This is a genomic window from Enterococcus sp. DIV1067f, assembly GCF_050543505.1.
Taxonomy (GTDB): domain Bacteria; phylum Bacillota; class Bacilli; order Lactobacillales; family Enterococcaceae; genus Enterococcus_D; species Enterococcus_D entomosocium.
In genome coordinates, this window is record NZ_CP172940.1 from 1,772,151 (window position 1) to 1,797,996 (window position 25,846).

Genomic DNA, 25,846 nt, shown 5'->3' on the forward strand with positions numbered 1-25,846 from the left:
TTCCTATCTATTATACCGAAGAATCCAAAGAAAAGCCATGGCAGCTAGCTTTCCTTTTTCTTGTTAGGTTGGTGATCGGTGGTTTGCAGTGCACGCTCAATTTCTTTGTTCAAGAAATAAGAGATGACTGTTCGAATAATAACGACTGCAGCTAGACGTACGATGTCTTCGAAAGTAGGGTGGATGATCGTCTCAATAATATCTGCTGCAATCAAGATCTCAAGACCTAATAAGACATAACTCCCTAAATAATTGCGGATAAAATTATTCTCTCTGGCTGCCACCAAACGGTCCTTTTCTGTTAATTCGTAGCGCACGAAATCAATGCCTGCGATCAATACACCCCAAACGATGACGAAAATGGAGAGAAAGTTTAAACAGACAACAATGAAATCGAAGATTGGGTTGGCTCCAGTCATCAAAGAACTAGCTAGATTATGCATAATGACTCCTTTACCGTTTTCTTTTATCTTACCGAATTATCGAAGAAATGTGAAGTTTCTTGACGTTCTAGAAGGGAATTGATAGTATGAATTAATAGTAGGATTTTTAAAAAAGGTGGGCAAATTATGGAACAAGTTAGGAACTTTGTTCATTACACGAAAGAAAAAACAGTGGAAAGCTGGCAGGCTTTGTTAGATGATCTATACCGAGATCAGAAAAAAACGATTTTCACGCTGATCGGAGGCATTCTTTTCGCGCTGGTTTTTGCAGGCTTGATCGTTTTTTCTCAAAATCGCATCAACGCCTCTTTAGTGGATCGAATCGCTTTCGACAAGTTACCTTCGGAAAAAGTACAGCCATTACCATATTTGACAGCTGATAAGACGATTCGAGAAACAAGAGCGATTTCTGTGATGTACAGTAAACCAAATGGCCCACAGCTGGATCAAGTGTTTGATCTGATCCAAGCACAGGAAGACGAAATGAATCGAACATTTTTTTATTATCCGATCGTCTATGACGTGGCATTTTTCTCCAATGAATATGACATTGATCCTGATAAAGTGACCTTTGTCTTCTATGAAGAAGGAGTCGAGAAAAATCGCTTTACTTTTGATTCATTTGAGCAGCCAACGACGGAATTCATCCCAGAATTGAATCGTTTACCCATGTGGACGATTCGTCCTTCTGCCAATGATTGATAAAAAAATCTGACAATTTGACAGAAAATTGTTGACGTTTTTTTATCAATAGGCTAAACTGAATTCAATCAAGAAAGAAAACAAGTTGAGAAGGAGGAACAATCATGAAACTATTTATTCCATTGCAAGTGAAATCATGGCAAAACTGGCGTAGATAGTTGTATTGATGGGACCTCATTCCATAGATACAACTTTTTAGAGAACCTTCTAAAGTGCTGTATCTATGCTGGTAGTTGAATTTATCGCCGCATAGGACAACCTTCTATGCGGCTTTTGCTTACTTGCAATTGCCGTCACATAGGCAGTTGCTTTTTTTGTTCTCAAAAACCGTAAAAACGAAAACACGAAAAACTTAAGCAGAAAAAGGAGAATGAAAAATGAAAAACAAGGGATTAATTGCATCGGTTGCCGTTATTTTATTATTTTTAGGAGCGACCTTTGTCTATCAGTTAGGAATGAGAAGTGGGACCAATCAAGCCAGTGAGACTTCGGAACCAGTAGAAAAAGCTGAAAAAACAGTCGGGATCCTACAATTTGTCAGTCATGAAGCGTTAGATGCGATCACCGAGGGGATCAAAGAAGGCCTTAAAGAATCAGGCTATACCGAAGGGGACAACTTGACGATCGAATTCCAAAACGGCCAAGCGGATCAAAGTAAATTGGCAACGATGAGTCAGCAGCTGCTAAATAAAGATGCCGACGTTTTGGTTGGGGTAGCAACACCCGCAGCACAAGCGTTGGCGAATGTCACTCAGGATGTACCAATCGTTTTAGGAGCGGTCACTGATCCAGTTGGGGCAAATCTCGTGGCAGATATGGATCAACCCGGCGGAAATATCACTGGTGTTTCAGATAAAGCACCCGTCGCTGCGCAAATCAAACTAGCAAAAGATTTGCTACCGGAGGCAAAAACAGTCGGCATTTTGTATTCTTCGACCGAAGACAATTCGAAATACCAAGTGGCAGAAGCAGAAGCTGCTGCCGAAGAAAATGGCTTGACCAGCAAATCGTATGCCGTTCCTTCAAGTAACGAAATTGCTCAAATGGTGCAAGTGATGGCACGAGAAGTCGACTTTATCTATATTCCGTTAGATAATACGATTGCAAACGCAATGCAGACGGTAGTACAAGAAGCCAATAAATCAAAAACGCCCATCATCACGTCTGTTGATACGATGGTGGAACAAGGCGGCTTAGCAACGGTTGGGCAAGATCAATTTACGATTGGGGTCGAAACCGGGAAGATGGTGGCAGCAATTCTTGACGGGACGGCCGAACCTGCGACAACGCCGATCTATACATTCAGCGATGGCGAAACGATCATTAATGAAACACAAGCGCAGTTATTGGGAATCACTATCCCAGAAAACCTCAAAGACGAGGCAAAATTGATTACAACGACACCGGAAAGTGAAGCAAGTGATGAGTAACAATTAGGAACAGCAATCACCTGCGATCACCGAGAGAGTCTTGAAAGAGAAAACTTGTAAGAATATGGAGGAAGAATGATGATTGTTTCAGCAATAGGGCAAGGGCTACTTTGGGGAATCCTGGGATTAGGGATTTTTATGACCTATCGTATTTTGAATTTCCCGGATATGACGACGGAAGGGTCCTTTCCGTTAGGCGGTGCTGTCTGTGTGACAGCGATCACCCATGGGGTGTCGCCCGTCTTAGCGACTTTGTTAGGAGTATTGGCTGGGATGTGTGCGGGCTGTGTGACAGGACTTCTTTATACAAAAGGCAAAATTCCCGTGATTTTAGCAGGTATTTTGGTGATGTCTTCATTGAACTCGGTCATGCTGTTTGTGATGCGCTCACCAAACCTCTCTTTATTAAACCAACCGAAAATTCAAGATTTTTTTACTAGAATGAATTTACCGAATTATTATGATACGGTGATTATCGGATTGATCATGGTCTTGTTGATTGGGGGCGTCTTGGTTTACTTTTTCCATACCAACTTGGGTCAAGCTTATATTGCTACCGGGGATAATGAACACATGGCCAAGTCAATGGGAATCAATACGGATCGAATGAAAATCATTGGACTGATCGTCTCCAATGGCGTGATCGCACTCTCAGGCGCATTGATCGCTCAAAACGACGGCTACGCCGACATAAGCAAGGGAATCGGTGTGATCGTTATCGGACTGGCGTCAATCATCATTGGTGAGGTATTATATGGTGAATTGACCTTGCTGGAACGTCTGATCGCTATCGTGATCGGCAGCATTATCTACCAATTATTGATACTATTTGTGATCAAAGCTGGATTTGATACGACTTACTTGAAGATCTTCTCTGCAATCGTCTTGACGATCTGCCTGTTGATCCCTCAATTTAAACAAGCCTTGCATCTACGCACTGGTTTTGAAACGGAGGATGAATAATGTTAGCCTTAAAAAAAGCCTTTAAAGTTGTCGGCAACGGACCGAATGAGAAAAAAGTGCTCTTGAATAAAATCGATCTTTCTTTAAAACCAGGAGAATTTGTCACGGTCGTCGGAGGAAATGGCGCCGGCAAAAGTACGCTATTCAACTGCATCTCAGGCACCATGCCCTTGACGAGTGGGCAAGTGATGATCGATGATCAAAACGTGACCGCACTTTCGGAAGAAAAACGTGCCCGCTTTTTGGCACGTGTCTTCCAAGACCCGAAAATGGGCACTGCTCCCCGTATGACAGTGGCAGAAAATCTGCTGTTAGCACAAAAAAGAGGGCAAAAACGGTCACTTGGTCTTCGACAACTCCAAGGACAAAGGGAAATGTTCTTTGCGCTTTGTAAAGAAATCGGCAATGGGTTGGAAAATCATTTGGATACGCCAACGGGCAGTTTATCTGGTGGTCAACGACAGGCACTAAGTTTATTGATGGCAACGATTCAAACACCAAAACTGTTGTTGCTAGATGAACATACGGCTGCGTTAGACCCAAAGACCTCCAAACAGCTGATGCAAATCACTGCAAGACGCGTGGAAGAACAAAACCTAACTTGTCTCATGATCACCCATCGGATGGAAGATGCATTAAAATACGGAGACCGCCTGATCCTGCTCAGAAAAGGGGAAATCGTCAAGGATCTTTCAGCAGATGAAAAAGCTCGCTTAAGTTTACCAGAACTGTTACTGTTCTTTGAAGACGACTTATAAGCCCTTGATAGAACAGTGTTTTCAAAAAAAATAATCAAATAAATGAAAAAAATAAGAAAAAATCATTGACATCTTTCAAAGTTAAACCTATACTTAGGTCAATCTTACATCAGTTTGGAGCGAAGGACTATGCAAAAATTATTGCTAACGAACCCCACACAACTGAATAAATATTACTTTAGCTATTTTAGATAGGTTTGTATTCATGAAGGCATGGGTACAAACGCTAAGTTTGTATCTATGATGGCTAGAGCATTTCGTAATGAATTCGCAGCCACGTAGATCGTAAAATCTATAGTGGCTATTTTTTATATTCACATATCGGCGCTGTCGCTATGTAATGTTTGAAGGTGTTCACTGTAGATTCTTAAATTTACGGTGGACATCTTTTTTTGTTGAAAGGAATGAACCAGATGAAACAAATGATAACCGGTCACACACGGTTGGCGGCACTATTTGCCAAACCAGCCAAACACAGCATCTCTCCAGCGATGCACAATCTTTCTTTTGAAGAACAAGGGATCGACGCCGTGTATCTGGCCTTTGATGTTGAGCCGGATGATTTAGCCGCTAGTATCCAAAGCATCCGTCAGTTGGATCTCTTAGGTGTCAATCTATCAATGCCCCATAAAATGGCAGCAGTACCGTTGATGGATGAATGCTCACCAGCAGCCGAGCTGATCGGCGCAATCAATACAATCGTCAATCAAGAGGGGCGATTGATTGGGCACAATACAGATGGTATCGGCTTTATGCGCGCACTTGAAGACATTCAAGTGTCGATCATTGGAAAAACGATGACTGTGATCGGTGCAGGTGGAGCAGCGACAGCAATCATTAGTCAAGCTGCACTAGATGGTGTCAAAACAATCCGTGTCTTTAACCGCAAGGATGAGTTTTATCCAATCATCCAGGAAAAATTGACACAGATCGCAGAAAAGACCGCCTCTGAAATCACATTAACGGATTTAGAAGATCAGACGGCTCTAAAAACAGCCATCGATCAAAGCAGTCTTTTAGTTAATGCTACTGGCGTGGGGATGAAGTCGAATGATACGGTAAGTCCTCTAAAAGACAAAACACTCTTGCGGGAATCATTAGCTGTCTATGATGTCATCTATAATCCAAGAGAAACGCAGCTTTTGAAAGATGCGAAAGAAGTCGGTGCCAAAACTGCAAACGGCTTAAGCATGTTGCTGTATCAAGGTGCAGCTGCATTTAAACTTTGGACAGGCCAAGAAATGCCTGTTGAAAAAGTAAAAGCACTTATTGAGTCCATGTAAAAAATAAAAAAATTAGAAAAAACGAAAGTAGGAAGAAAAAATGATCGTAATTATGAAACCAGGCGCTACGCCAGAACAAGTTGAAGTTGTTGTAACTAGAATCAAAAAAGAAGGCTTAGATGTTCAAGTCAACCAAGGAAAAGAACAGGTCGTTATCGGGTTAAAAGGGGATACACGCCGCATCCAAGATGTTGCTTTTCGCAGCTACGAAGGTGTCGAAGATGCCATTCGGATCTCAAATACTTACAAATTGACCTCTCGTGAGTTCCATCCGCAAGATACGGTTGTGGATGTAGATGGTGTGAAAATCGGTGACGGCAACTTTGTTACGATGGCTGGTCCATGTTCGATTGAAGGCTTAGACCAAATTCGTGAATGTGCCCGAATCGCCAAAGCTGGTGGTGCACAAATCTTACGTGGTGGTGCCTTCAAACCCCGCACGTCGCCTTACGCATTCCAAGGGCTTGAAGAAGAAGGGCTAAAATACATTCGCCAAGCTGCTGATGAAACTGGCATGAAAATCATCACAGAAGTCATGGACGAAGGACATATCGATATGGTGGCGGAATACAGTGATATTTTGCAGATTGGTGCTCGGAACATGCAAAACTTCAAATTGCTAGCTGCCGTTGGAAAAACTGGGAAACCAATTGGCCTTAAACGAGGCATCTCAGGCACGATCGACGAATGGTTGAATGCAGCGGAATACATCGCTGTTCAAGATAAAAGTGAAGTGATTTTCATTGAACGTGGGATCCGAACTTACGAAACAGCAACCCGTAATACCTTTGATCTAAGTGCAGTACCAATCATCAAAAAACTGAGCCACTTCCCAATCATCGTCGATCCTAGTCATGGAACAGGTATCTGGGATCTCGTACCACCAATGGCAAGAGCGGGTGTTGCTGCCGGCGCCGATGGGATGATCGTAGAGATCCATCCAGATCCAGCCAATGCTTGGTCTGATGGTCCTCAATCACTTAACGAAAAAACGTACATGAACATGATGAAAGAAGTCCATATCATGGAAAAAGCGATGAAAGAAATCAAAGCGTTGCAAGACTAAGCGTGAAGACAACCAATAAAAGAGGTGCAAAAATCAATGTTACACATTCACTTAGAAGACCATTCCTATGATATCCTCATTAAACGAGGGGCGTTTCAAAAAGTCGGAACCTGGGTGCAACAGTTGTGGGACAAACAGCGCATTGCCGTCATTACAGACAGCAATGTCGCACCCCTGTATGGCGGACAAATCGTCGATTCCATAACCGCTGCCGGGTTTGAAGCGACACTGTTAATCGTACCAGCCGGCGAAAAAAGCAAATCACTAGAGCAAGCAGCTAGTTTATATGATGGTCTTGCCCAATTCGGAATGACCAGAAGCGATGGGATCATTGCCCTTGGTGGCGGTGTGATCGGTGATCTCGGAGGATTTGTTGCTTCTACTTATATGCGCGGCATTGATTTCTTGCAGATTCCGACGACGTTATTGGCACAGGTCGATTCAAGTATCGGCGGAAAAACAGCTGTAAATACTGGCAGTGCCAAGAATCTCGTTGGCACGTTTGCCCAACCAGCCGGTGTGATGATCGATCCAGATTTACTTGAAAGTTTGCCGCTTAAACGCGTCCAAGAAGGCATTGCTGAAATCATCAAGTCAGCCGCTATTGCAGATCCTGAACTTTGGCAAACGTTAGCAGGTTTGAATGATGAAGCCGATTTGTTGGCCCACGCTGAAAATGTGATCACAGCTTCTTTAAAGGTTAAACAAAAAGTAGTGGAAGAAGACCCCTTTGATCATGGTAGTCGTCTGACACTGAACTTCGGTCATACGATCGGTCATGGCTTAGAAAGAACGGCTGCTTTTGAGACAAGTCACGGAGAAGGCGTTGCGATGGGGATGATTATGATCACCCGACATGCAGAAGTCACCGGATTAACACCAAAAGGTACGACCCAGCAACTTACAGAAATGGTTGAGAAGTTTCACTTGCCGATTACACCAAGGGAAATAGATAAAGAGCAATTATACCAAGCAATCACTCATGATAAAAAAGCCCGCGGGCAACAATTGAAGATTATTCTATTAGAAGCGATCGGTCAGGCGAAAATCGTGACGATCCCGACTGAAAAAATCAAAGACTACCTAGTATAAGAAAGGAAGGTAACGGATCATGCGTTATATTACAGCAGGCGAATCACATGGACCAGAGTTGACCGCCATTATCGAAGGGTTACCGGCAGGATTGCCATTAACAGCGGAAGACATCAATTTTGAATTAGCGAGACGACAAACCGGCTATGGTCGTGGGGGACGGATGTTGATTGAAAAAGACCAAGTCCGTATCACTTCCGGTATCCGTCATGGAAAAACATTAGGCTCTCCTGTGACTTTAGTGGTCGAGAACAAAGATTGGAAAAATTGGACCAAGGTCATGGCAATCGAAGAGGTACCAGAAAAAGACCGCAAACTACGACGAGTGGCACGACCAAGACCTGGTCATGCTGACTTGGTCGGCGGCATGAAATACCACCATCAAGATCTACGAAACGTCCTGGAACGTTCATCTGCCCGGGAAACGACTATGCGGGTAGCCATCGGCGCAATCGCGAAGAAAATTTTGAAGGAGCTTGGCATCGATGTGGCAGGTCATGTAACGATGTTAGGCGGCATCAAAGCAGAAATTCCAGAAGGCTTGACTGTCAAAGAAATCGCACAACGCTCTGAAGCCTCGGAAGTAAGAGTCTTAGATCCATCTGTCGAGGAAGAAATTAAACAGTTGATCGATCAAACGAAGAAAAATGGTGATACGATCGGCGGCGTAGTGGAAGTGCTTGTTGGCGGCGTTCCTGCTGGTCTTGGCAGTTACGTGCAATGGGACAAAAAACTTGATGCGAAGATTGCCCAAGCCGTGGTCAGTATCAACGCCTTTAAAGGTGCTGAGTTCGGTGTTGGCTTTGAGGCAGGTGTTTTACCGGGTTCTAAAGTCATGGATGAGATTTTATGGGACGAACAACGGGGCTACACCCGTCGCAGCAACAACCTAGGCGGGTTTGAAGGTGGCATGACGAACGGTGAACCAATCGTGGTTCGTGGTGTTATGAAGCCGATCCCAACCTTGTACAAGCCATTGCAAAGTGTGGATATCGACAGCAAAGAACCGTATAAAGCAAGCGTCGAACGCTCAGATAGCACCGCTGTACCAGCAGCCAGTGTTGTTTGTGAGAGTGTGGTGGCGACAGTGGTGGCCAATGAACTATTAGAAAAGTTCCCAAGTGATTCATTCGCAGAATTGACTGCATCTGTTCAAGCGTATCGAGAATACTTGTTAACCTACTGATTAAAGAACCAGCAAAAATTCCAGTAGAAATGAGGATTCTTTTCATGAACCAAAATATCTTTGTCGCCGGTCTAGGGTTGATCGGCGCTTCCTTAGCAAAATGTATCAAAACGTCACATCCCCAAACCTATCTAATGGGGTGGGATCACTGTCGCAAAACCAATGAGATCGCATTAGCAACAAGATTAGTAGATAAAGTGCCCCCTTCATTTTCTGAAGGTGCTGTCCGTGCCGACGTGATTCTGTTGGCATTGCCGGTAGAAATCACCAAAAAATATCTTGCCGAACTGGGGGCACTTTCATTAAAGCCTTCGGTCCTGGTAACAGACACCGGCAGTACCAAAGCAGAAATCACGCAATTCGCCGAGTCCTTTTCCTTTGATTTTATTGGGGGCCATCCGATGGCTGGCTCTCATAAATCAGGGATCACAGCAGCCGATGAGAACCTTTTCGAGAATGCTTACTATATCTTTACACCGACGAAAAGTCAGCGGATGGAAGAGCTGCAAGAGCTTTTTCGCGGCACTAGAGCCAAATATGTGGCGCTTGCGCCAAAAGAGCATGATCAAATCACAGGGATGTTGAGCCATTTGCCCCATATTATTGCTTCGGGATTAGTCAATCAGGCAGATGCCTTCAACCACGAACACCCTAGAGCGCAGCAACTTGCAGCAGGCGGTTTTCGCGATATCACTCGCATTGCTTCTTCAGATCCTCGTATGTGGACCGATATCTTATTGAGTAATCGACAGGAGCTGCTGCAGCTGATCGATGAGTGGCAAAAACAAATGACGACCATGGCTCACTGGTTGCAGAAAAAAGACGAAAGGGCGATCTTTCGGTTTTTTGAATCCGCGAAGGAAACACGGGATCAATTGCCGGTTCATCAAAATGGGGCGATCCCAGCATTCTATGATCTATTCATCGATGTACCGGATCATCCCGGCGTTGTCGCTGAAGTGACGGGGCTATTGAGCGAACATCAGCTCTCTTTGATCAACTTGAAAATTCTTGAAACTCGAGAAGATATTATTGGTGTTTTACAGATTTCATTCAAAACGCAAAATGATTTGCTGCAAGCAGAGCAGCTGATTCAAAAAAAGACGACCTATTCATGTCGAAAAAAATAGGAGGCCGTTATGAAACTAAAAAAAGCAACACATCTAAAAGGGACGATAGCAGTCCCTGCTGACAAATCAATCTCGCATCGTAGTATCATGTTCGGGGCGTTAGCCGAAGGGACAACGATTGTCCGTAATTTCTTGCGTGGAGAAGACTGCTATAGCACCCTTCATGCATTTCAATCATTAGGCGTTCCAATCCATGATGACGGTCAGACGATCACGATTGAAGGACAGGGCTTTAATGGCCTTAAGCCTGCCCAAGACCCAATTGATATCGGCAATTCTGGTACAACGATTCGCTTAATGATGGGGATTTTGGCTGGACAGCCATTTACAACCACCTTATTCGGCGATAACTCTTTGAATAAACGTCCGATGAACCGAGTGATGCTGCCATTAAGAGAAATGGGTGCCAATGTGAGAGGGCATGAGCAGACGGAGTTCCCACCGATCACCGTTAATGGTACTGCTTCTTTACAGCCCATCAATTATCAGATGCCCGTAGCAAGTGCCCAAGTAAAATCGGCGCTGATTTTTGCGGCATTGCAAGCACAAGGTACCTCGACGATTATTGAAAAAGAGACAAGTCGCAACCATACCGAAGAAATGATTCGTCAATTCGGTGGTGTCATTACAACACAAGGCAAAACGATCACTGTGACGGGACCTCAAACACTCCAAGGACAAGAAGTAATTGTTCCTGGTGATATTTCCTCCGCTGCTTTTTTCCTAACAGCCGGCGCGATTATGCCAGAAAGTGAGATCGTTTTAAAAAATGTCGGGATCAACCCCACTCGTACAGGAATTCTTGACGTACTAGAGGAGATGGGTGCTTCAATTGCTTTTTCTAATCAAGACGATCAGAATCAATCAGCTGACCTTACCGTTCGAAGTTCTACCTTGCAGGCAGTGACCATCGCTGGCGATATTATCCCACGTTTGATCGATGAATTGCCGATCATTGCGTTGTTAGCCACGCAGGCTCATGGCAAAACGGTGATCAAAGATGCGGAAGAACTAAAAGTAAAAGAAACCAACCGAATTGATGCAACTGCCGAAGAGTTGACAAAACTTGGAGCGGACATCACTCCCACCGAGGACGGGTTGATCATCAACGGTCCAACCCCTTTGCATGGCGGACGTGTGTCAAGTCGGGGGGACCATCGCATCGGCATGATGCTGCAAATTGCCGCCTTATTGACAGATGAAGAGGTAGAATTAGAAAAAGCCGAAGCCGTAGCAGTTTCTTATCCTGATTTTTTTGAGGATGTCGCACGTTTGGCTAAAGGAGGAAACAGCGAGTGAAAAAAGTGATATTAATTGGATTTATGGGTGCTGGAAAAACCACGATTGGTCGTCTTTTGGCTGAAGAAACGAAACAGTCTCATGTGGATTTTGATGACTTGATCGTTGCTGAGATCGGCATGACCATTCAAGAATTTTTCGACCAACACGGTGAGGAAGCCTTTCGCAAAATCGAAACGGATATTTTAGCTAAAACTTTGGCAAAGGAACAAATTATTTCCACTGGTGGGGGCATCGTATTAAAAGAAGAAAATCGTCAACTTTTAAAAGAGATGCCGCTCGTCGTGTATTTAAAAACAGATCCCGAGGAGCTGATTCATCGCTTAAAGGCGGATAATGGCAGCATTCGTCCCTTAGTCGTCTCAAAATCACCAGAAGAAATATTGGCTGTTTACCGTCCTCGGATCCCTCTTTATGAAGAAACTGCTTCATTGATCGTTGAAACGACGAACAAAGCACCAGAAGAAATCGTACAGGAAATTTTGATCAAAGCGGGTGCATAAAATGAAGATTGGTTATTTAGGACCGAAAAGTTCCTTTACGCATATAGCTGCGCAAGAAGCTTATCCGGAAAATACCTGTATCCCCTATGGATCGATTCCGCTTTGTATTCAAGCGCTAGCTAACGGCGTGATCGATCGCGCGGTCGTTCCGAACGAGAACTCATTAGAAGGGTCTGTTCATGCCACGATTGATACGCTCTTTCGTCAAAATCAGTTGAGCATCGAACAGGAAGTTATTTTACCGATCAATCATCAATTGTTAGTTTCTCAGCAAACATCAAAAGACAACCGTCCCATCACTAAGATTATTTCTCATCCGCAAGCCTTAGCGCAATGTGCCGACTTCATCGAAGCCCGATTTGCTGGAGCTACTGTTGAGGCGGTTGCTTCCACAACGACTGCAGCAGCCTACGTAGCAAAACATCCAGAAGAAGCAGTTGCGGCGATTGCTTCCAAAGAAGCGGCATTGGCCTATCAATTAACGATCAAAGAAACCAATATTCAAGATGTTGCCTTTAATCAAACCCGTTTTTGGGTTTTGACGAAGAAAGCAGCAAACACCCAGTTACCAGAGCAGACTGCTGAGAAAGCAACGATTTTTGTGACGCTCCCAGCAAACCGACCGGGGATCTTGCACAAAATCTTAGCAACCTTTGGCTGGCGAGAAATTGATTTAAGCAAAATTGAATCGCGGCCTTCAAAAACCACCTTAGGGGAATACTTTTTCGTGATCGATCTGGTGATGGACAAGCCGTGGCAACTGATTGTAAATGCTTTTGAAGAGATTCAGTTGTTGGGTGGTCAAGTCCATCTTCTCGGCGTGTATTCCGTAAATGTTGTTGAGGAAGTGACAAAAAATGACTCAAGTCAAAATAAAATTTAGCCAAGATGAAACCCTTTTAGCAACGTTTCATAAAGAGATCCAAACACAGCACCATCAATGGTACCCAACGATTTTTAAGCCCTTTGATCAGTCAAGATTTGAACAAGCAATCACACAGCAGCTGCAAGAGCCAAGCCACCACTTTTTTATCGCTTGGTTGGCGGACCAGCCTTGTGGCTTTGTGCATCTTCAAGAGGTCTGTTTGCCACAAAATGCGATGATGCATGAACGAAAGTGGCTGGAAATTGCAGCGATCGCTGTTGACCCTCGGTACCAAGGGATGCATATTGGAAAACAATTGTTGGCATTTGCTGAAAACGTTGCGCTGGAAAAAGGCTTCGATGATCTCTCACTAAACTTTTGGTCGGCAAACCAAGTGAAATCATTTTATGAGCAAGCAGGATTTGTGAGCATACGACAAGGTGCATCAAAGCATCTAAGGTAAAATATGAAGAAATTTCCTAGAAAAAGGTTAAAATTTCAGAAAATAGCTTTCTTTCTATAAGGTCTAGGGTATCCTTATAGACAGAGAGCTATTTTTTAGTTGGAGGATCAGAAGCAATGAGCAGGATGGAAAAAAATAAAAAACTGCATGAACGGCTAGAAAAGGAATCCAGTCAGGCAGCCAAAGAAAGTATCTTTGCCCGTCGAGAAGCCAAAAGAAGAAACCAGCGCGTCAGACCGAGTGATTCTACTTCTTCTGCTGATGAGCGATTAGGAGACATTCCTTATCAAAACACCGAGCATCCTAGGGCAAGCGACTCTCGTGCGGCTCAAAGTTCTCGAGAACAGTCACAAGTAGGAGCAATAAAATCTGAGGGACGAAAAAGCGCGATCCCTCCGCTATCTGCTCAGAGGCCTGCGATGCATCAAAGCCAGGAACAAAGCAAACAAAAACCGTCAAAGCTTAAGAAGACCAAGCAACCCAAACAAAAGAAAAAGCGGAAGCACCCAGTTCTGCGTATTGTGGTTCGGGTACTATTGGTGCTTTTTGCCTATTCATTGATTGCGTTTCTTGTCGGTCAGCAAGTCGCAAGAAGTGACGCTGCTTTTGCTACGACTGATGAAGAGACCTTTAATGGTACGCCCGCTGCAAATGGTGCTCGGAATATATTGCTCATTGGTAGTGATAGTCGTGAAGGAGAAGCTGGACGAGCAGACACTATTATGGTTTTGCAATTAGATGGTCCCAGTAAGCAACCGAAGCTACTTTCCTTTATGCGGGATACTTTAGTTACGATTCCCGGTTATGGCGAAAACAAGATCAATGCGGCTTATGCCTTTGGTGGTGCTGATTTGGTTAGACAAACGTTAGCGGAGAACTTCGGGCTAGAAACCAACTATTATGCAAAAGTTGACTTTCGTTCCTTTGAAAAAGTGATCGACACATTGTTTCCCTCAGGCGTTGCTATCAACGCGGAAAAAGATATGAGTAAAAATCTTGAAGTTGCCATCAAGCAAGGGCAACAACAAATGAATGGGCTTGAGCTGTTGCAATACGCACGCTTTCGGATGGACGAAGAAGGTGACTTCGGTCGTGTAAGACGACAGCAGCAAGTAATGGATGCGATCTTTAGCGAAATGAAAAATCCTTTAGCTATTTTAAAATTGCCTTATGCAGCTGGAAAAGTCTTAGGCTATGCTTCCACCAACCTGCCAATGTCTTTCCTATTAAAAAATACCTTCTCGATTGCTCGAGGGGCGGGAGGAGTCGACAGCTTGACTGTCCCTGTCGCTGACTCTTGGCAATACGGTTCAAGTGCGAGTGCCGGAAGTGTGTTAGTCGTCAATCTTGAAACCAATCAACAAGCGATCAGGAATTTTCTTAATGAGTAAGCAGAATGAAAAGTTCTGAAAACCATTTGAAAGTAAGTAAATTTATGCTATATTATTAATGACGTTTGAAATTTGTTGAAACGAGGAAAAAGAATGAAATTAGCCGTTATTACTGACAGTACAGCTTATCTGCCGGAACGGATCAAAAACCATGAAGATTTGTTTATCATACCGATCCCTGTTATTTTAGATGGAAAAGTCTACAATGAGGGCATCGACATTGAAGCTGATGAGTATTACGCTTTGTTGAAAAACAGCAAAGAATTCCCAACCACTTCTCAACCGGTATTAGGAGAAGTGTTAGCCTTATATGAGTCATTGAAAGATCGCGGTTACGACACGATCATTAGTATCCACTTATCAAGCGGTATCTCTGGATTTATCGGAACGCTTTATGGAATTACCGATGAAATCGAAGGCGTTCAAATCATTCCTTACGATTCGAAAATCACAAGTATGCCGATGGGGCACATGGTAGAAACCGCTCTTGATCTGTCAAGTCAAGGCAAAACCGTAGAAGAGATCATTTCCCATCTGGACACTATCAGAGACAATACCTATGCCTATTTGATCGTTGACGACTTGAATAACTTGGTTCGTGGCGGTCGCTTAACCAATGGAGCAGCCTTGATTGGCGGATTATTAAAAATCAAACCGATTTTGACCTTTGATCAAGGAAAAATTGTGCTTTACGAGCGCATTCGTTCCAGCAAAAAAGCATTCAATCGCGCGGAAGATATCATTGGTCAACGGGAGCAAGAAATCGCATTGCCTGTTAAATTTTATGTAATCCACGCCAATAATTTAGAAGTAGCGAAAGAAGAAAAAGCGAAGCTACAAGCGAAATACCCAAATGCAGAAATTGAGATTGGTCACTTCGGACCAGTTATCGGCACGCATTTAGGGGAAAAAGCCATTGGCATCGCTATTTCAGCGCAATAATTTTTATTTTTTCTATGTTTATTCACGCCATTATCTCCTCAAGACAATGTATGTAAGAATCAGTTAGACGTTCGTCTAGCTGGTTCTTTTTTCTGCTTTTTTGAGATTCGCTTGTAAAAAATCACACAAACTCGTACAATAGGATCAAAATGAAGGACTGGCAAAGGAGGAATTGCTATGAAGTGTTCCTTAAGAAGGTGGCAAATGAGCGATAGGAAGACGGGCAGGATGACAACAATCAAAAAGGAGAAACCTATGAATGAACTGCAAAAGTTACCAAATGTAGGTCAAGTTTTAGCGGATCACCTGGTTCGTATCGGCATCAATACCCCTGAACAACTACGCACAAAAACGGCCGAAGAGGTTTTTCTAGCTATCCGCCAACAATGCGATACGGGCGCTTGCTTGCATATGCTCTACGGCATTGAAGGGGCGATCCAAGGCATTCCCAAAGCGCAGCTTGCAAGTGAGAGAAAGCAAGAATTGCGCCTTTTTTTCAATCGATTGAGTTATTGAAGTTGAAGTAATGCGTCATAAAAAAGCACTTTTTAAGAGCGTTTGTTTTTAGATACTTCTTATCAAGTGCTTTTTTACGACTTGTTTCCTCATTCAGCGAAGACACATTGGTCACATTGGTATTGGTTCCTGAAATCGCCGAAGTCATGGACAGAATCGTTTGCCACTGAAAATCAACTAGACATCTGTCCCTAGCTACTAGAAAAGACCTTTTGCTTGTTCCAAACCAGCTTCCTCATTATACTTACTCTATCTAGTAAATTAGTAATTTACTAAACAAGGAGTGAGAACAATGAAAATACCAGAAAACTTGAAACATAAGCCCGTCATTAAAGTGGAAGACTATGATACTGTTGACGGAAAAAATGCGTTACATACGGATGCAAAAGGCCTTTCCCTCGGATTGGCACAATGGAACGACCGGGGAAAAGTCGATATCTCAGGCAAGGTTTGGCGCCACACAGGTGAAAAATGGTCTCGTCAGTCAGAAGAACTACCGCTCACTAGAATCTTAGATCTAGCAATCTTAGTGGCGCAATCCAGTTTGTATTTTCAAGAGGCTTATCGCCATGAAAAGTTTTACGATCCTGAAAATCCGTTGATCGAGATCATTGGCTTACAAGGAAATCGTATGACCGTTGAAGTAGACACCGAAAATCCTAAGATCGATGAAGACATTCTACTTTTTTATGATTCCTTGCAAAAAGATGGCGAGCTATACGGCGAACGCTTCAAAATCCTAAAGCGGCTTTTAGATGAGCTAGGTTATTAAGAAAAGGAGCAGATTGCCATGACACAAAATCAACCGTCTTTTGTCGTAACGAAAGGACGCGCTTTTAGCAAATTAGAACAAACCATGATTTGGAAAAAACCACAAAGTCATCAGACCAGTGCTGAAGAACTACGAATCGCTTCAGAGATCGCGTTGAATTGGGCGGATCCAGAGATGAAGATTTTCAATGTGTTGCTGGAAGGCGATGCTGGTTCCGGCAAGACCCAGTTGGCAAAGGCACTTTCTGCCGACCTGCAACTGCCCTACACCAAAATCACCTGCTTTGCGGATATGGATAAGTCAGATGTGTTTGGTGCTTTATTACCAGTGATCAACACCGACCAAGAAGAGGACAAGGACTTGCTGGATGCGATTTATCAAAGTGATTGTTTTGAAGATGTTTTGGGGTTGATCCAGCGGCATTTTTCCCTGACTCGTGAGCGGGCACGGGCGAAATTTGCAGAACTGATCGAACGAATCGAAACCAGTGATCAACAACCTACGATTCAATACAAATTTTATCCCTCCGAAATCGTACGGGCGCTGGAAAAAGGCTACTTGCTTGAGATTCAAGAGCCAACGGTCATTCGTGATGCTTCGGTACTAGTGGCACTAAACTCGGCCCTTGAACAAAATGGAATGCTGAATATCCCGACTGGCTTCGTCCGACGACACCCTGACTGTGTGGTGATCATCACAACGAATCGGAATTACCAAGGCAACCGCCCCTTGAACGAATCCTTGCGAGACCGGATGCAGCATGCTGAAAAAATGGATTTACCTGAGCTGGCAGTCATGGTGCAGCGAGGCATTGCCAAAACCAATTATCCAGACAAAACGACTGCGGAGAAAATGGCTGAGATCATACGCTTGCTAGACGTGACCGCCAAAGCCAATGCCATCAAAGGGGTGGCGGGCATGCGTTCCTATTTTTATTGGCTAAATGCAGTCAAACAAGGACAAGATCCTTTTACTGCAATTGATAGCAAAGTGCTATACAAAATCACCACCGATCCAAATGAGCTTTCTCTTTTACAACAGGCACTAGAAGCTTCAGGGTTATTGGCGCAACTGCGACTTTTGTTTTCTGGACAACCACTAAATGCCTTTAAAGAACAAATCAAAGGGCGTCGAATCAGCAGCGAAGAGGCGGACCAGCGCAATGTAGTGGAAGAAGGTACGCCCGTCCTAAAAAATGAACAAGTCCTTGAGACCCCCAATCAAGAAACTGAGGCGGAAACGATGGAAACCAGTGATTCTGACAAACAAGAAGCGAAAAGCGCAGCAACTGAGGCGACGTTTTCAGAAGAACTGGAACGCAATAGTCATGATGGCCAAGCAAAAGCTGGGAGTGAGGCACAAGAGGCAGCTCCTGCTGCTCATTCTTTGTCGATCGAAGCGTATGAAACCCAGGAGAAAGAAAAGAAAACCACGGCATCAAAGACAGCACGACAAGCATTGAAAGAATCAATCCATGTCAAAGAAGGGCTGATCGTTCATCGACCACCCGTCGATTTAGAAAAAGCGACTGAAGCCCAACAGCGTTTGCAGCCGTTGCTGCCGATCGTAGAGTCATTGATCAAGCAAACCCAAGAAGTATTGGAAAATGAACAAGCTTCGGCATACAGTAAAGGTAAGTACAGCGGCACACGCTTTGATGCCAGCAAGGTTGCGTATCAAGATTTCCGGACCTTTGACAAGAAGAATCCACCTCATGAACAGCCTTCCTTAGCTCTTGCTTTGCGCATCGATGAATCGGGTTCGATGATTCGAGAAGATCGGATATTGTATGCGCAACAGGCGGTCTTAGCGGTGAATGCTTTTGCCGAACGTTTATCTTTGCCATTGATGATCTATGGCGATACAGCAGACGTGACCGCTCGTGAAAAAACCTCGCTTTTTGCATACAAAGAATTTAATGAAGGCTTTGAATTTGTGCCAGAGAAACTCATGACAATGAAGCCTCGGCAAAATAACCGTGATGGGGCTGTCTTGCGCGTGCTAGCTGAAAAGCTCGCTCATCAGCCGGCAACCACTAAATTACTCTTGAATATCAGTGATGGCCAGCCAAAAGCTCTTCCTGATTATACAGGGGTAAAAGCCAAAGAAGATATTCAGCAGGTGATCGCTGACTATGAACGACAAGGGGTGCTGTTTCTGGCAGCTGCCATTGGCCAAGACAAAGAGGTGATCAAAGCGATTTATGGGGAAGAACGCTTTATTGATCTTTCCAATCTAACAGAATTTCCGCAGCGCTTGTTGCAGCTGCTGACAAGGTATTTGTAGACGTCGATAGCTAAAGGGAAAAGAGTGTGGGCTACGTGCCGCACTCTTTTTTGATCATAATTATATTATGTAAACAAGAAGATGTTTGTCTAAATTTGAAAAGTTCTGTAAAATAGACGCCAAAAGGAGGGATATCATGAACAAATGGCGGTACTTCTACTATCCTTGCCAATTCGGCTGGCACGCAGCACTTCGTAGGCGCAGTTTGCTGATGAGTGGTGTATTGGCGATTCTTCTACTGATCATTGCCATCTTTGCAGAGAATTGGCTAGTTTTTTTTCATCAATGGCTGCACTACGAAACAAATAGTGGTGAGAATCAGATGGATCTCACATATGCCAGTTGGCTTTTCTTTTTGCATTTGCTGCGCTTCGTACTTAGCATTCTAGCTATAGGATTGATCGCCGCCTTTTTATGGCACTGCAATCACATGTATCGTTTTCATTTGATGGGGGAGGAGCAGCAATCCCTGAGTATTCGGTTGTTGTTAGGACAGTCTCCGTTGGTGGTCACCTTAGAAGAGCTTTTCTTTGTAGGCATTCAAAGCATTGTTATTGGTTTGATAGGGCTTGTCAGCGGTTTGTGGCTTAGTCAAAAAGCACTGCAGGATTTTTTTCATTTCTTTCATCTTCCCGCAGGCTTTACTTTTGAATTTCCCTTTAAAGGTCTATTAATCACGCAACTTGGTGTGCTCTTGCTGCTTTTTTTGTTACGATTCCGCGGTACAAAGAGGACGGTTGAAGAGATTCTCGGTAACGGATGCCCGAATGAGTGAGGGGATGATAGGTTGCTTTTATTTCCCTCTTTTAAAATGCGAACATATGTTTTATAATAGGTGAAACAAGACAAAGGTCGTGAATTTGTGAAGACATCCTTAACTTTAGAAATGGAAGAGGCACTTTATTATTATTGTCGTGAAAACAGTGATATTGTGGTAGAAGAGGTAGTCATGCCAGATGATCACGGCATCGTGGATACTTTGAGTTGTCGCTTGACGACTGAAAATACATTTGAATGGCGTTGCTACGAACTCAAAGTTAGTTTGGCAGATTTTCGCTCAAAAGCAAAACTATCCTTTATTGGGAATTATAATTATTTTGTCTTACCCAAGTCATTGTATGAAAAAGTCAAAGATCAGATTGCACCTACAATTGGTGTTTTGGTCTATCATGCATTTCTTGAAAAAGAAACGGGCAGCAAAGGGTATTTCAGTGTCGAAAAGAAACCCCAACGGCAAGAGCTGCAGGTTCCAGAAAATGGCTTATTGTTTCGGTTGATTTCGGCACAAGCGAGAGAAGTCGGCAAAGCAAAACAGACTGCTCGAGGATTGCGGGTATTTTCAACAGAACGTTTGTACCAAGAACTGAAGAAACGCCAGCCTGAGTATGACTTGTTCGGTGGTGGAGTCAATTACTATGATCGATTTATTGAAGATACTCAGCTGCAAGCGATCGAAGCCTTGAAAGAAGAATTGGCCGCTACGAGAGCAGCCTATGAAGCGCTGGAAAAACGTTTTTTATCAGGCGAGTAAGAAGGAGAGAAGAAGATGTACTTCCCGTATATTCGTGGAAAACAATTTGATTTATTGGCATTGAAAGCACTGTTGGAACAAGATCGCTTGTCAGAAGCGATCCAGCCGATCATTGAACCGGTCAAGCAATCAAAAACGTTTTGGACGACCATTGACCTGTTTCAAAGGAAGCAGCATCCTTTTTATCTTGTTCGCAATCCACAGGCTGGGGCTTTTCTGACTGCAGAGGGGTTAGCAGAGTTGCAAAATGTTGCTGCCCCTAAAGCAATGATCGTAGATCGACCCATTGAAACAGTGGAAGAAACGCCTGATCTTTGGATCGTTCATCAAGCGGACCCAGCACTCGCTAGTGATTGGCGGGAAAATACACTGCCGGTGCTGGTAGGCAAAGAGTTTCGTTTGTTAAATAAAATCAACGGCCCGAAACTACTGATGGAAGATCCGTTTACACGTTTACCTAAAAATAGTTTTTATACAGAATGTCCGGACGAAGGGTTTTCAAAAACCCATCATCTTTATCAAAAATTGGGTTATGCTGGGTTTAGTGATTTTTCTGTCGATAGCAAAATTTATTATGAGCACAGTTATCCCTCAAAGCGGTTGGTTTTGCATTGGATCTATCCGACAACTGAGCAAGATTTGCGAATCGTTCACTTATTTTCTGAGGAAGAATTACCAAATCAGAAAGAAAAATTTTTCGAAGTCATGGAAGCTTTGTTACAGCATGAAGAAGAATATCCTACACAAACAGCTGGGCTGCAGCTATTAATTGCTGCCTATCAGCAAAGGTCGTTTCCAGGTATGGGCGTTATTCGGAAAGCTGCGGTTATGAATCACTTGGAACTCGTCAGTCGTCTTATTTAGTCTCTATACGTATACGATGGTAAGCTCTAACAAAATACTGCCATTTATTGTACAAAACACCTTGATTGCACCCATTGTTTTCAGGATAGTGATAAAATCAGGGAAAAGGAGTTGGCGCTCGTGGGAACAAAAGATAGAGAATATTATCGAAATGAAGGAAAAGAATTTGAAAAAAATAAGAAAAACCTGCTTATTCGACGTTTAAATCAACTAATCATTGTTTTGGTCGTTTTGATCATTGTCTTTTCGGCGATCCTGTATTACATAGTTTGAAACTTTCCGTAGCTGTCATTGCTTTATTAGCAGCAACAAAAAGAAAATTGTACTTAGATGACTGTGATCCCTTGATTAGGACTCGCTATGGGAATCGGATCCGTTTAGGTGAAAACTGAACGCAACTCAACTTTTCTTGTTTATCGTTGCTGGTTTGCCTGTGATCAAGATTCCCATTAGGCTATTTAGTTAGCACAAATTTGGCTGGGTTATGTACGAATCACTACTGATAAAATCGTGAACAGCGATTCATTAAGCGCTGAGTGATTCATTGAGATTGGCTAGCAGTTGCAAGCAATGTTTGAATTCAAAGATTAAAGGATCAACAAGATCAAATACAGACAAAGGTACAGATATAATTTGTCAATTGATTTTCTTGTCAGTCGTAAAATAAACAAAAATCTTAAACTATCGCTTAAATAACCGTTTTTTTGGATTATGCTGCTATTTAGGTTAATTTGAAGGAAATAATCATGAATAAGAGAGAGGAGAGTCGCACAATTACTAGCTAAATACGGTGTTTAAAAATTTTTTTATTTTAGTTTACATAATATATATTATACAAAGTTACATTCAAAAAAGGGTTCGTGCCATTCTAAATAGTTCAAGACAATTTTGTATCATTTTACCTCCCTCCGAATGACTTTTATCAGTAGATTGTCGCTAATGCACCTAAAATTCAATTAAAACTAAGAATTTCTTGTTTTACATGTTCTTCAGATTCTTTTTTTGATTTGCTGATTAACAGATTGATAACTGTCTGGTAGCAAGTTACTTGCGGATTCGTCTTTTTTATCTCAGCAAATACAGATTCAAGCTATCAGCCTTGATTCACGAACCAATCGGTTTGATTGTATGCTATAATCATTTTGAAAATCTTTGAGCTTTTTTCTCAAATTTTATTCATATACAGCCAATCCGTTTCAAAGTTCTTACACTAGTGCTCAGATGTTGCAAATACTGACAAATATCCGTTACATGATTCTATAAAAAAGAACCCTAAAATTATGTAGATAACTTAGGGCATTTCGTTATTTAATATAATTGTAATGTTCGTAGGTCACCATAAACGTCCATATTCTGCTAAAAAAGCCTGAATAAAGCGCCGTTGATCATTCCTTGGAATACTAGAACCATGGCAAGTAAAATCAAACCAGCAGCTATCCATAAGCTCATTTTTCCTTTTTGTCGACTTGTGAACGGGTTTTGCTTCAAATTGCCACTCGTCAGGATGAAATACATAATCATGCTGAATGATATGAGCAAAATAATTTCTATCCCTATGCCTAACCATAATCGCTGATTGTTTATTATTGTCATTTTATCACCTCACCTCATTTTACCATTAATGAGGTGCAGACTACTGACTTGCCTAGTTTGCAGCTTGTTTTTCCATTTGTGTAATTAATGCCCGATAAAAGCAATTCCATCAGTATAGCTGATAATTCCTAAAAGGAGAATAAAAATGAAAAAGAATACGCAACTAAAGCTAGTCTTTTTACCAAAAATATGGGCGTCACTCCTCTACTTGCTTTTCGTGTTCACAGCCCTCTTCCTCTACTTATCAAAGTACTTGGACATTTCTTTCTTTACTTCGATGTATCCTGACTTTTATCTTCATATCTCCAATTTTTCGATTAGTTTGATTATTGGCTTACTGGGGTACTTTTGGCTCTTGTTGGGTGCGCCATTTAAAGCCGTCACGCTATTGACCCTGCTTTTGCTCATTGCCAATCTATTAAGTGAGACTGTCTTTGGCTTTATGAACACCCCTGATCGAATCGATTTACTTTTTGGGATTGCAGGAACGCTCGTCGCATATTTTACTTTGGCAATGATCAAAAGACACGGTTTAGTCAAGAATCAATCGTTTTGATTTAAACAGTCATGACTTCTCCTTATATGATCCCCTCGTTACTTAGGTCTAACCTATTTTTTTGGGAAAAGAAACACCTTGCTGCAGTTATTTAGCCGCAAAAAAGCACTCAATAAAGGGAGTGCTTTTTTGCGTTTCCATTGGCGATACTTTCGTATGGCTAGTCACTTGGCAGCCAATACAATGGACTTAGCTGTAGATTTTCCCAATACGGGTTGTGAAACCCTATCAAATAGTGCAAAGCTAAATACCCGAAAATCATAAAGCCAAATGACAAAGTCACGATCCGTCCCCAACGTGGTATTTCTTTGATAAATAAACCTAGCATACATATCAATAAGGGGAACGAATAATTAAACAGTAAATCACTTCTAATATTTTGGTTCAGAGGATCCTTCATTATTTTGTCATTTAAGCCCCAACTTATGCCGACGATCACAAACATAAGCGCCAGAATAGTCAATCGTTTGCGATCAAAAAGCCACTGTTCTTTATCTTTCCTACTTGCAAAGTAGATCGTAAGCAGGACCACGATTAATCCAGACATACTATTCTCCTTTTTCGCCAGCTATTTTCCAAAACGTTCATCGTCGCTTCAGGATAAATTATAACAGATATAGTGCAAAAAAACGATACCCACCACTAGCCCCTTGTTTGATGCCCTTTTTAGATGTTTCATAGAAGAATCAGAAATTTAAAAATCTGTTCGCTTTACAAAAGAGAACGTATGTTTGTATTATATAGATAAGAGGTGATTGCTATGGGTATGCTACAACCATATGAAGATCGAAAAAAGCTAAAGTGGCAAGGATTCTTTTTATCTGAGCATACAACTGAAATTGAAGAGGAACCGACACGTAAGTTTGATTGTCCACCTAAGCCGTCACTCACAACGGAAGAAATCAATCAGTGTTTATTTGAAGCCATGAAAAAGAACCTAACTGTGGCGATCCAACGAGAAGAAGTTAATGAAGAAGGCGGCTATCCTCCAGATATTATCGGGAAAATCAGCGGTTATGACCCATTAGGTATTTATTTGACGGGAGAAACAACGGAAAAAATCCATTATGATGAGATTCGTCACGTTGCTTTCTACGAAGAAAGAAAATGGTTTGATCTCAGCGAATAATACAACTGTTTACACTACTTAAACTAAAGGAGGAAGAAATGATGGAAACACAAAAAGGATCTGTCTCAAAAATAAGAATCGTCTCCTTTGCCCCCTCCCCTTTGGTCCGCTTTACACTAGGTACCACCAACTGTTTGATTGCGAAACACAGTTTGAATTTTTTAGGGGATGTTGATGACGGCATGTTTCTAACCGTGGGCGGCTATTGGAATAAGCGCCGTCAATTCGTGGTGCAAAAGTATACGGTGTACGGCAAAACGAAAATAATGTTGGATATCGATGCCTATCGGCAAAAAACAGTAAAGGCGGGTTCATTATGAGAGCAAGAGACCTCTTGACAGCACTGACAACGTCGTCGAGTGCAGCAGATTACCAAGGAATTTATTTAACGTACAAAGAAAACTTGATTCCTTTTACGGCGATCGCCCAAGATAGCCATAACCAATTGATTTTATTTTTTGAACCAAAAAAACCCGCTCTGACGCTGAAAGAATTATATACACAGCTAATGCTGCATAAGAATTTGGACTTACTCTATTGGGATGGCGAGTCACGTCAAAAAGTTCTAGGGTTTCGTGAACAAGAAGAAAAGATCATTCTTTAGTCCCCTCGCCTATTTTTGGCACACAACAAGTGTCGAAAATCTCGGCAAAACGAAGAAAATAAAGTATACTTTGTGTAAAGACTAAAGGAGTATATCATGAAAAATCAAAAGATCACCCAAATGAGTTTCGCGAAAGTCTATCCCCTATATATTGCCAAAGCAGAGCGGAAAAATCGAACAAAAGAAGAAGTGGATCAGATTATTACCTGGCTGACCGGTTATGACCAAGAAACGCTGCAACAGATGAATGAAGAGCTTTCTTTTGAACGTTTTTTTAGTCAAGCCCCTCAGCTCAATCCCGCACGAAAGCAGATCACTGGTGTCATTTGCGGCATTCGGGTAGAAGAGATCGAAGAGCCAATGGTCCAAGAAATTCGTTATCTAGATAAACTGATCGATGAACTGGCGAAAGGAAAAGCCATGACGAAAATTCTGCGCTCTGCTTAATGAGGCGATTTTTTTCGAGTTGCTATTTAAGA

29 protein-coding genes are annotated in these 25,846 nt (G+C 42.5%); 27 read left to right on the forward strand and 2 right to left on the reverse strand.

All coding sequences use genetic code 11. The features are described 5' to 3' along the window. Positions 1 to 44: 44 nt before the first annotated feature. On the reverse strand, positions 45 to 443 hold the full coding sequence (locus tag IGJ42_RS08225) for a DUF1622 domain-containing protein (RefSeq protein WP_005235970.1): 399 nt from the start codon (positions 441 to 443) through the stop codon (positions 45 to 47). A 126-nt stretch (positions 444 to 569) separates the two neighbouring features. Between IGJ42_RS08225 and IGJ42_RS08230 the strand changes: the two genes are divergently transcribed. The 23 genes from IGJ42_RS08230 (at position 570) to IGJ42_RS08340 (ending at position 23,634) form a co-directional block, all read left to right on the forward strand. Continuing rightward, positions 570 to 1,145: a hypothetical protein gene (locus IGJ42_RS08230; RefSeq protein ID WP_430616113.1), complete on the forward strand. Its 576-nt coding sequence runs from the start codon at positions 570 to 572 to the stop codon at positions 1,143 to 1,145. A 377-nt stretch (positions 1,146 to 1,522) separates the two neighbouring features. Further along, positions 1,523 to 2,575 carry a tryptophan ABC transporter substrate-binding protein gene (gene trpX, locus IGJ42_RS08235; RefSeq protein WP_010748363.1) on the forward strand — a complete coding sequence of 351 codons (1,053 nt, stop codon included), beginning with the start codon at positions 1,523 to 1,525 and terminating at the stop codon, positions 2,573 to 2,575. 78 nt (positions 2,576 to 2,653) lie between these two features. Next, on the forward strand, positions 2,654 to 3,538 hold the full coding sequence (locus IGJ42_RS08240; RefSeq protein ID WP_008379889.1) for an ABC transporter permease: 885 nt from the start codon (positions 2,654 to 2,656) through the stop codon (positions 3,536 to 3,538). Then, positions 3,538 to 4,296, forward strand: coding sequence for an ABC transporter ATP-binding protein (locus IGJ42_RS08245; protein WP_005235966.1), 759 nt, complete (start codon positions 3,538 to 3,540; stop codon positions 4,294 to 4,296). Before IGJ42_RS08240 ends, IGJ42_RS08245 begins: the two co-directional genes overlap by 1 nt. A gap of 413 nt (positions 4,297 to 4,709) precedes the next feature. Further along, positions 4,710 to 5,579: a shikimate dehydrogenase gene (locus IGJ42_RS08250; protein ID WP_422705960.1), complete on the forward strand. Its 870-nt coding sequence runs from the start codon at positions 4,710 to 4,712 to the stop codon at positions 5,577 to 5,579. Positions 5,580 to 5,619: 40 nt separating this feature from the next. Then, positions 5,620 to 6,645 (forward strand): 3-deoxy-7-phosphoheptulonate synthase, encoded by a 1,026-nt coding sequence (aroF, locus tag IGJ42_RS08255; RefSeq protein ID WP_422705959.1) that lies wholly within the window; start codon positions 5,620 to 5,622, stop codon positions 6,643 to 6,645. 36 nt (positions 6,646 to 6,681) lie between these two features. Continuing rightward, a complete protein-coding gene (gene aroB, locus IGJ42_RS08260; protein ID WP_422705958.1) occupies positions 6,682 to 7,737 on the forward strand; it encodes a 3-dehydroquinate synthase in 1,056 nt (351 codons plus the stop codon). Positions 7,738 to 7,756: 19 nt separating this feature from the next. Next, a complete protein-coding gene (aroC, locus tag IGJ42_RS08265) occupies positions 7,757 to 8,923 on the forward strand; it encodes a chorismate synthase (RefSeq protein WP_422705957.1) in 1,167 nt (388 codons plus the stop codon). A 44-nt stretch (positions 8,924 to 8,967) separates the two neighbouring features. Next, entirely contained in the window at positions 8,968 to 10,053 is a 1,086-nt protein-coding gene (locus IGJ42_RS08270; protein ID WP_422705956.1) for a prephenate dehydrogenase, read from the forward strand. Between the two features lie 9 nt (positions 10,054 to 10,062). Next, positions 10,063 to 11,352, forward strand: a complete 1,290-nt coding sequence (aroA, locus tag IGJ42_RS08275) for a 3-phosphoshikimate 1-carboxyvinyltransferase (protein WP_008379900.1) — start codon at positions 10,063 to 10,065, stop codon at positions 11,350 to 11,352. After that, a complete protein-coding gene (locus IGJ42_RS08280; protein ID WP_008379901.1) occupies positions 11,349 to 11,855 on the forward strand; it encodes a shikimate kinase in 507 nt (168 codons plus the stop codon). The genes aroA and IGJ42_RS08280 overlap by 4 nt, the downstream gene beginning before the upstream one ends. A 1-nt stretch (position 11,856) precedes the next feature. Then, positions 11,857 to 12,738: a prephenate dehydratase gene (gene pheA / locus IGJ42_RS08285; RefSeq protein WP_086299442.1), complete on the forward strand. Its 882-nt coding sequence runs from the start codon at positions 11,857 to 11,859 to the stop codon at positions 12,736 to 12,738. Next, positions 12,713 to 13,183, forward strand: coding sequence for a GNAT family N-acetyltransferase (locus tag IGJ42_RS08290; protein WP_005235950.1), 471 nt, complete (start codon positions 12,713 to 12,715; stop codon positions 13,181 to 13,183). Before pheA ends, IGJ42_RS08290 begins: the two co-directional genes overlap by 26 nt. 116 nt (positions 13,184 to 13,299) lie before the next feature. Further along, entirely contained in the window at positions 13,300 to 14,574 is a 1,275-nt protein-coding gene (locus IGJ42_RS08295; protein WP_430616117.1) for an LCP family protein, read from the forward strand. A 93-nt stretch (positions 14,575 to 14,667) separates the two neighbouring features. After that, entirely contained in the window at positions 14,668 to 15,516 is an 849-nt protein-coding gene (locus IGJ42_RS08300; protein WP_430616119.1) for a DegV family protein, read from the forward strand. Positions 15,517 to 15,771: 255 nt separating this feature from the next. After that, positions 15,772 to 16,032, forward strand: a complete 261-nt coding sequence (locus IGJ42_RS08305; RefSeq protein ID WP_430616144.1) for a TfoX/Sxy family protein — start codon at positions 15,772 to 15,774, stop codon at positions 16,030 to 16,032. Between the two features lie 292 nt (positions 16,033 to 16,324). After that, positions 16,325 to 16,804, forward strand: a complete 480-nt coding sequence (locus IGJ42_RS08310; RefSeq protein ID WP_005235941.1) for a DUF6530 family protein — start codon at positions 16,325 to 16,327, stop codon at positions 16,802 to 16,804. Between the two features lie 18 nt (positions 16,805 to 16,822). Further along, positions 16,823 to 19,090 (forward strand): AAA family ATPase, encoded by a 2,268-nt coding sequence (locus IGJ42_RS08315; protein WP_301388657.1) that lies wholly within the window; start codon positions 16,823 to 16,825, stop codon positions 19,088 to 19,090. Positions 19,091 to 19,226: 136 nt separating this feature from the next. Further along, on the forward strand, positions 19,227 to 19,865 hold the full coding sequence (locus tag IGJ42_RS08320) for a hypothetical protein (RefSeq protein WP_034872646.1): 639 nt from the start codon (positions 19,227 to 19,229) through the stop codon (positions 19,863 to 19,865). Between the two features lie 87 nt (positions 19,866 to 19,952). After that, positions 19,953 to 20,621 (forward strand): hypothetical protein, encoded by a 669-nt coding sequence (locus IGJ42_RS08325; RefSeq protein WP_008379910.1) that lies wholly within the window; start codon positions 19,953 to 19,955, stop codon positions 20,619 to 20,621. A 15-nt stretch (positions 20,622 to 20,636) separates the two neighbouring features. Continuing rightward, on the forward strand, positions 20,637 to 21,485 hold the full coding sequence (locus IGJ42_RS08330; RefSeq protein ID WP_016611778.1) for a sce7725 family protein: 849 nt from the start codon (positions 20,637 to 20,639) through the stop codon (positions 21,483 to 21,485). A gap of 120 nt (positions 21,486 to 21,605) precedes the next feature. Beyond that, entirely contained in the window at positions 21,606 to 21,758 is a 153-nt protein-coding gene (locus IGJ42_RS08335; RefSeq protein ID WP_008379912.1) for a hypothetical protein, read from the forward strand. A gap of 1,465 nt (positions 21,759 to 23,223) precedes the next feature. Further along, entirely contained in the window at positions 23,224 to 23,634 is a 411-nt protein-coding gene (locus IGJ42_RS08340; RefSeq protein WP_144330359.1) for a hypothetical protein, read from the forward strand. A 160-nt stretch (positions 23,635 to 23,794) separates the two neighbouring features. On the opposite strand, the gene IGJ42_RS08345 is transcribed toward IGJ42_RS08340, so the two are convergent. Further along, positions 23,795 to 24,181, reverse strand: coding sequence for a hypothetical protein (locus tag IGJ42_RS08345; protein WP_086316130.1), 387 nt, complete (start codon positions 24,179 to 24,181; stop codon positions 23,795 to 23,797). 213 nt (positions 24,182 to 24,394) lie between these two features. Between IGJ42_RS08345 and IGJ42_RS08350 the strand changes: the two genes are divergently transcribed. The 4 genes from IGJ42_RS08350 to IGJ42_RS08365 all read left to right on the forward strand — a co-directional run bounded on the left by IGJ42_RS08350 (position 24,395) and on the right by IGJ42_RS08365 (position 25,814). After that, a complete protein-coding gene (locus IGJ42_RS08350) occupies positions 24,395 to 24,763 on the forward strand; it encodes a hypothetical protein (RefSeq protein WP_008379938.1) in 369 nt (122 codons plus the stop codon). A gap of 41 nt (positions 24,764 to 24,804) precedes the next feature. After that, on the forward strand, positions 24,805 to 25,083 hold the full coding sequence (locus IGJ42_RS08355; protein WP_016611786.1) for a hypothetical protein: 279 nt from the start codon (positions 24,805 to 24,807) through the stop codon (positions 25,081 to 25,083). Next, complete coding sequence (locus IGJ42_RS08360) at positions 25,080 to 25,367, forward strand: hypothetical protein (RefSeq protein WP_400450957.1); 288 nt, start codon at positions 25,080 to 25,082, stop codon at positions 25,365 to 25,367. The genes IGJ42_RS08355 and IGJ42_RS08360 overlap by 4 nt, the downstream gene beginning before the upstream one ends. Before the next feature lie 96 nt (positions 25,368 to 25,463). Further along, positions 25,464 to 25,814 (forward strand): DUF2200 domain-containing protein, encoded by a 351-nt coding sequence (locus IGJ42_RS08365; RefSeq protein WP_400450955.1) that lies wholly within the window; start codon positions 25,464 to 25,466, stop codon positions 25,812 to 25,814. Positions 25,815 to 25,846 lie beyond the last annotated feature (32 nt).

Bases quoted from the DNA above. Each gene is read 5' to 3' on its own strand.
- IGJ42_RS08225 (WP_005235970.1), bottom strand. From the start codon at position 443: ATGCATAATCTAGCTAGTTCTTTGATGACTGGAGCCAACCCAATCTTC.
- IGJ42_RS08230 (WP_430616113.1), top strand. From the start codon at position 570: ATGGAACAAGTTAGGAACTTTGTTCATTACACGAAAGAAAAAACAGTG.
- trpX (WP_010748363.1), top strand. From the start codon at position 1,523: ATGAAAAACAAGGGATTAATTGCATCGGTTGCCGTTATTTTATTATTT.
- IGJ42_RS08240 (WP_008379889.1), top strand. From the start codon at position 2,654: ATGATTGTTTCAGCAATAGGGCAAGGGCTACTTTGGGGAATCCTGGGA.
- IGJ42_RS08245 (WP_005235966.1), top strand. From the start codon at position 3,538: ATGTTAGCCTTAAAAAAAGCCTTTAAAGTTGTCGGCAACGGACCGAAT.
- IGJ42_RS08250 (WP_422705960.1), top strand. From the start codon at position 4,710: ATGAAACAAATGATAACCGGTCACACACGGTTGGCGGCACTATTTGCC.
- aroF (WP_422705959.1), top strand. From the start codon at position 5,620: ATGATCGTAATTATGAAACCAGGCGCTACGCCAGAACAAGTTGAAGTT.
- aroB (WP_422705958.1), top strand. From the start codon at position 6,682: ATGTTACACATTCACTTAGAAGACCATTCCTATGATATCCTCATTAAA.
- aroC (WP_422705957.1), top strand. From the start codon at position 7,757: ATGCGTTATATTACAGCAGGCGAATCACATGGACCAGAGTTGACCGCC.
- IGJ42_RS08270 (WP_422705956.1), top strand. From the start codon at position 8,968: ATGAACCAAAATATCTTTGTCGCCGGTCTAGGGTTGATCGGCGCTTCC.
- aroA (WP_008379900.1), top strand. From the start codon at position 10,063: ATGAAACTAAAAAAAGCAACACATCTAAAAGGGACGATAGCAGTCCCT.
- pheA (WP_086299442.1), top strand. From the start codon at position 11,857: ATGAAGATTGGTTATTTAGGACCGAAAAGTTCCTTTACGCATATAGCT.
- IGJ42_RS08290 (WP_005235950.1), top strand. From the start codon at position 12,713: ATGACTCAAGTCAAAATAAAATTTAGCCAAGATGAAACCCTTTTAGCA.
- IGJ42_RS08295 (WP_430616117.1), top strand. From the start codon at position 13,300: ATGAGCAGGATGGAAAAAAATAAAAAACTGCATGAACGGCTAGAAAAG.
- IGJ42_RS08300 (WP_430616119.1), top strand. From the start codon at position 14,668: ATGAAATTAGCCGTTATTACTGACAGTACAGCTTATCTGCCGGAACGG.
- IGJ42_RS08305 (WP_430616144.1), top strand. From the start codon at position 15,772: ATGAATGAACTGCAAAAGTTACCAAATGTAGGTCAAGTTTTAGCGGAT.
- IGJ42_RS08310 (WP_005235941.1), top strand. From the start codon at position 16,325: ATGAAAATACCAGAAAACTTGAAACATAAGCCCGTCATTAAAGTGGAA.
- IGJ42_RS08315 (WP_301388657.1), top strand. From the start codon at position 16,823: ATGACACAAAATCAACCGTCTTTTGTCGTAACGAAAGGACGCGCTTTT.
- IGJ42_RS08320 (WP_034872646.1), top strand. From the start codon at position 19,227: ATGAACAAATGGCGGTACTTCTACTATCCTTGCCAATTCGGCTGGCAC.
- IGJ42_RS08330 (WP_016611778.1), top strand. From the start codon at position 20,637: ATGTACTTCCCGTATATTCGTGGAAAACAATTTGATTTATTGGCATTG.
- IGJ42_RS08340 (WP_144330359.1), top strand. From the start codon at position 23,224: ATGAAAAAGAATACGCAACTAAAGCTAGTCTTTTTACCAAAAATATGG.
- IGJ42_RS08345 (WP_086316130.1), bottom strand. From the start codon at position 24,181: ATGTCTGGATTAATCGTGGTCCTGCTTACGATCTACTTTGCAAGTAGG.
- IGJ42_RS08350 (WP_008379938.1), top strand. From the start codon at position 24,395: ATGGGTATGCTACAACCATATGAAGATCGAAAAAAGCTAAAGTGGCAA.
- IGJ42_RS08355 (WP_016611786.1), top strand. From the start codon at position 24,805: ATGGAAACACAAAAAGGATCTGTCTCAAAAATAAGAATCGTCTCCTTT.
- IGJ42_RS08360 (WP_400450957.1), top strand. From the start codon at position 25,080: ATGAGAGCAAGAGACCTCTTGACAGCACTGACAACGTCGTCGAGTGCA.
- IGJ42_RS08365 (WP_400450955.1), top strand. From the start codon at position 25,464: ATGAAAAATCAAAAGATCACCCAAATGAGTTTCGCGAAAGTCTATCCC.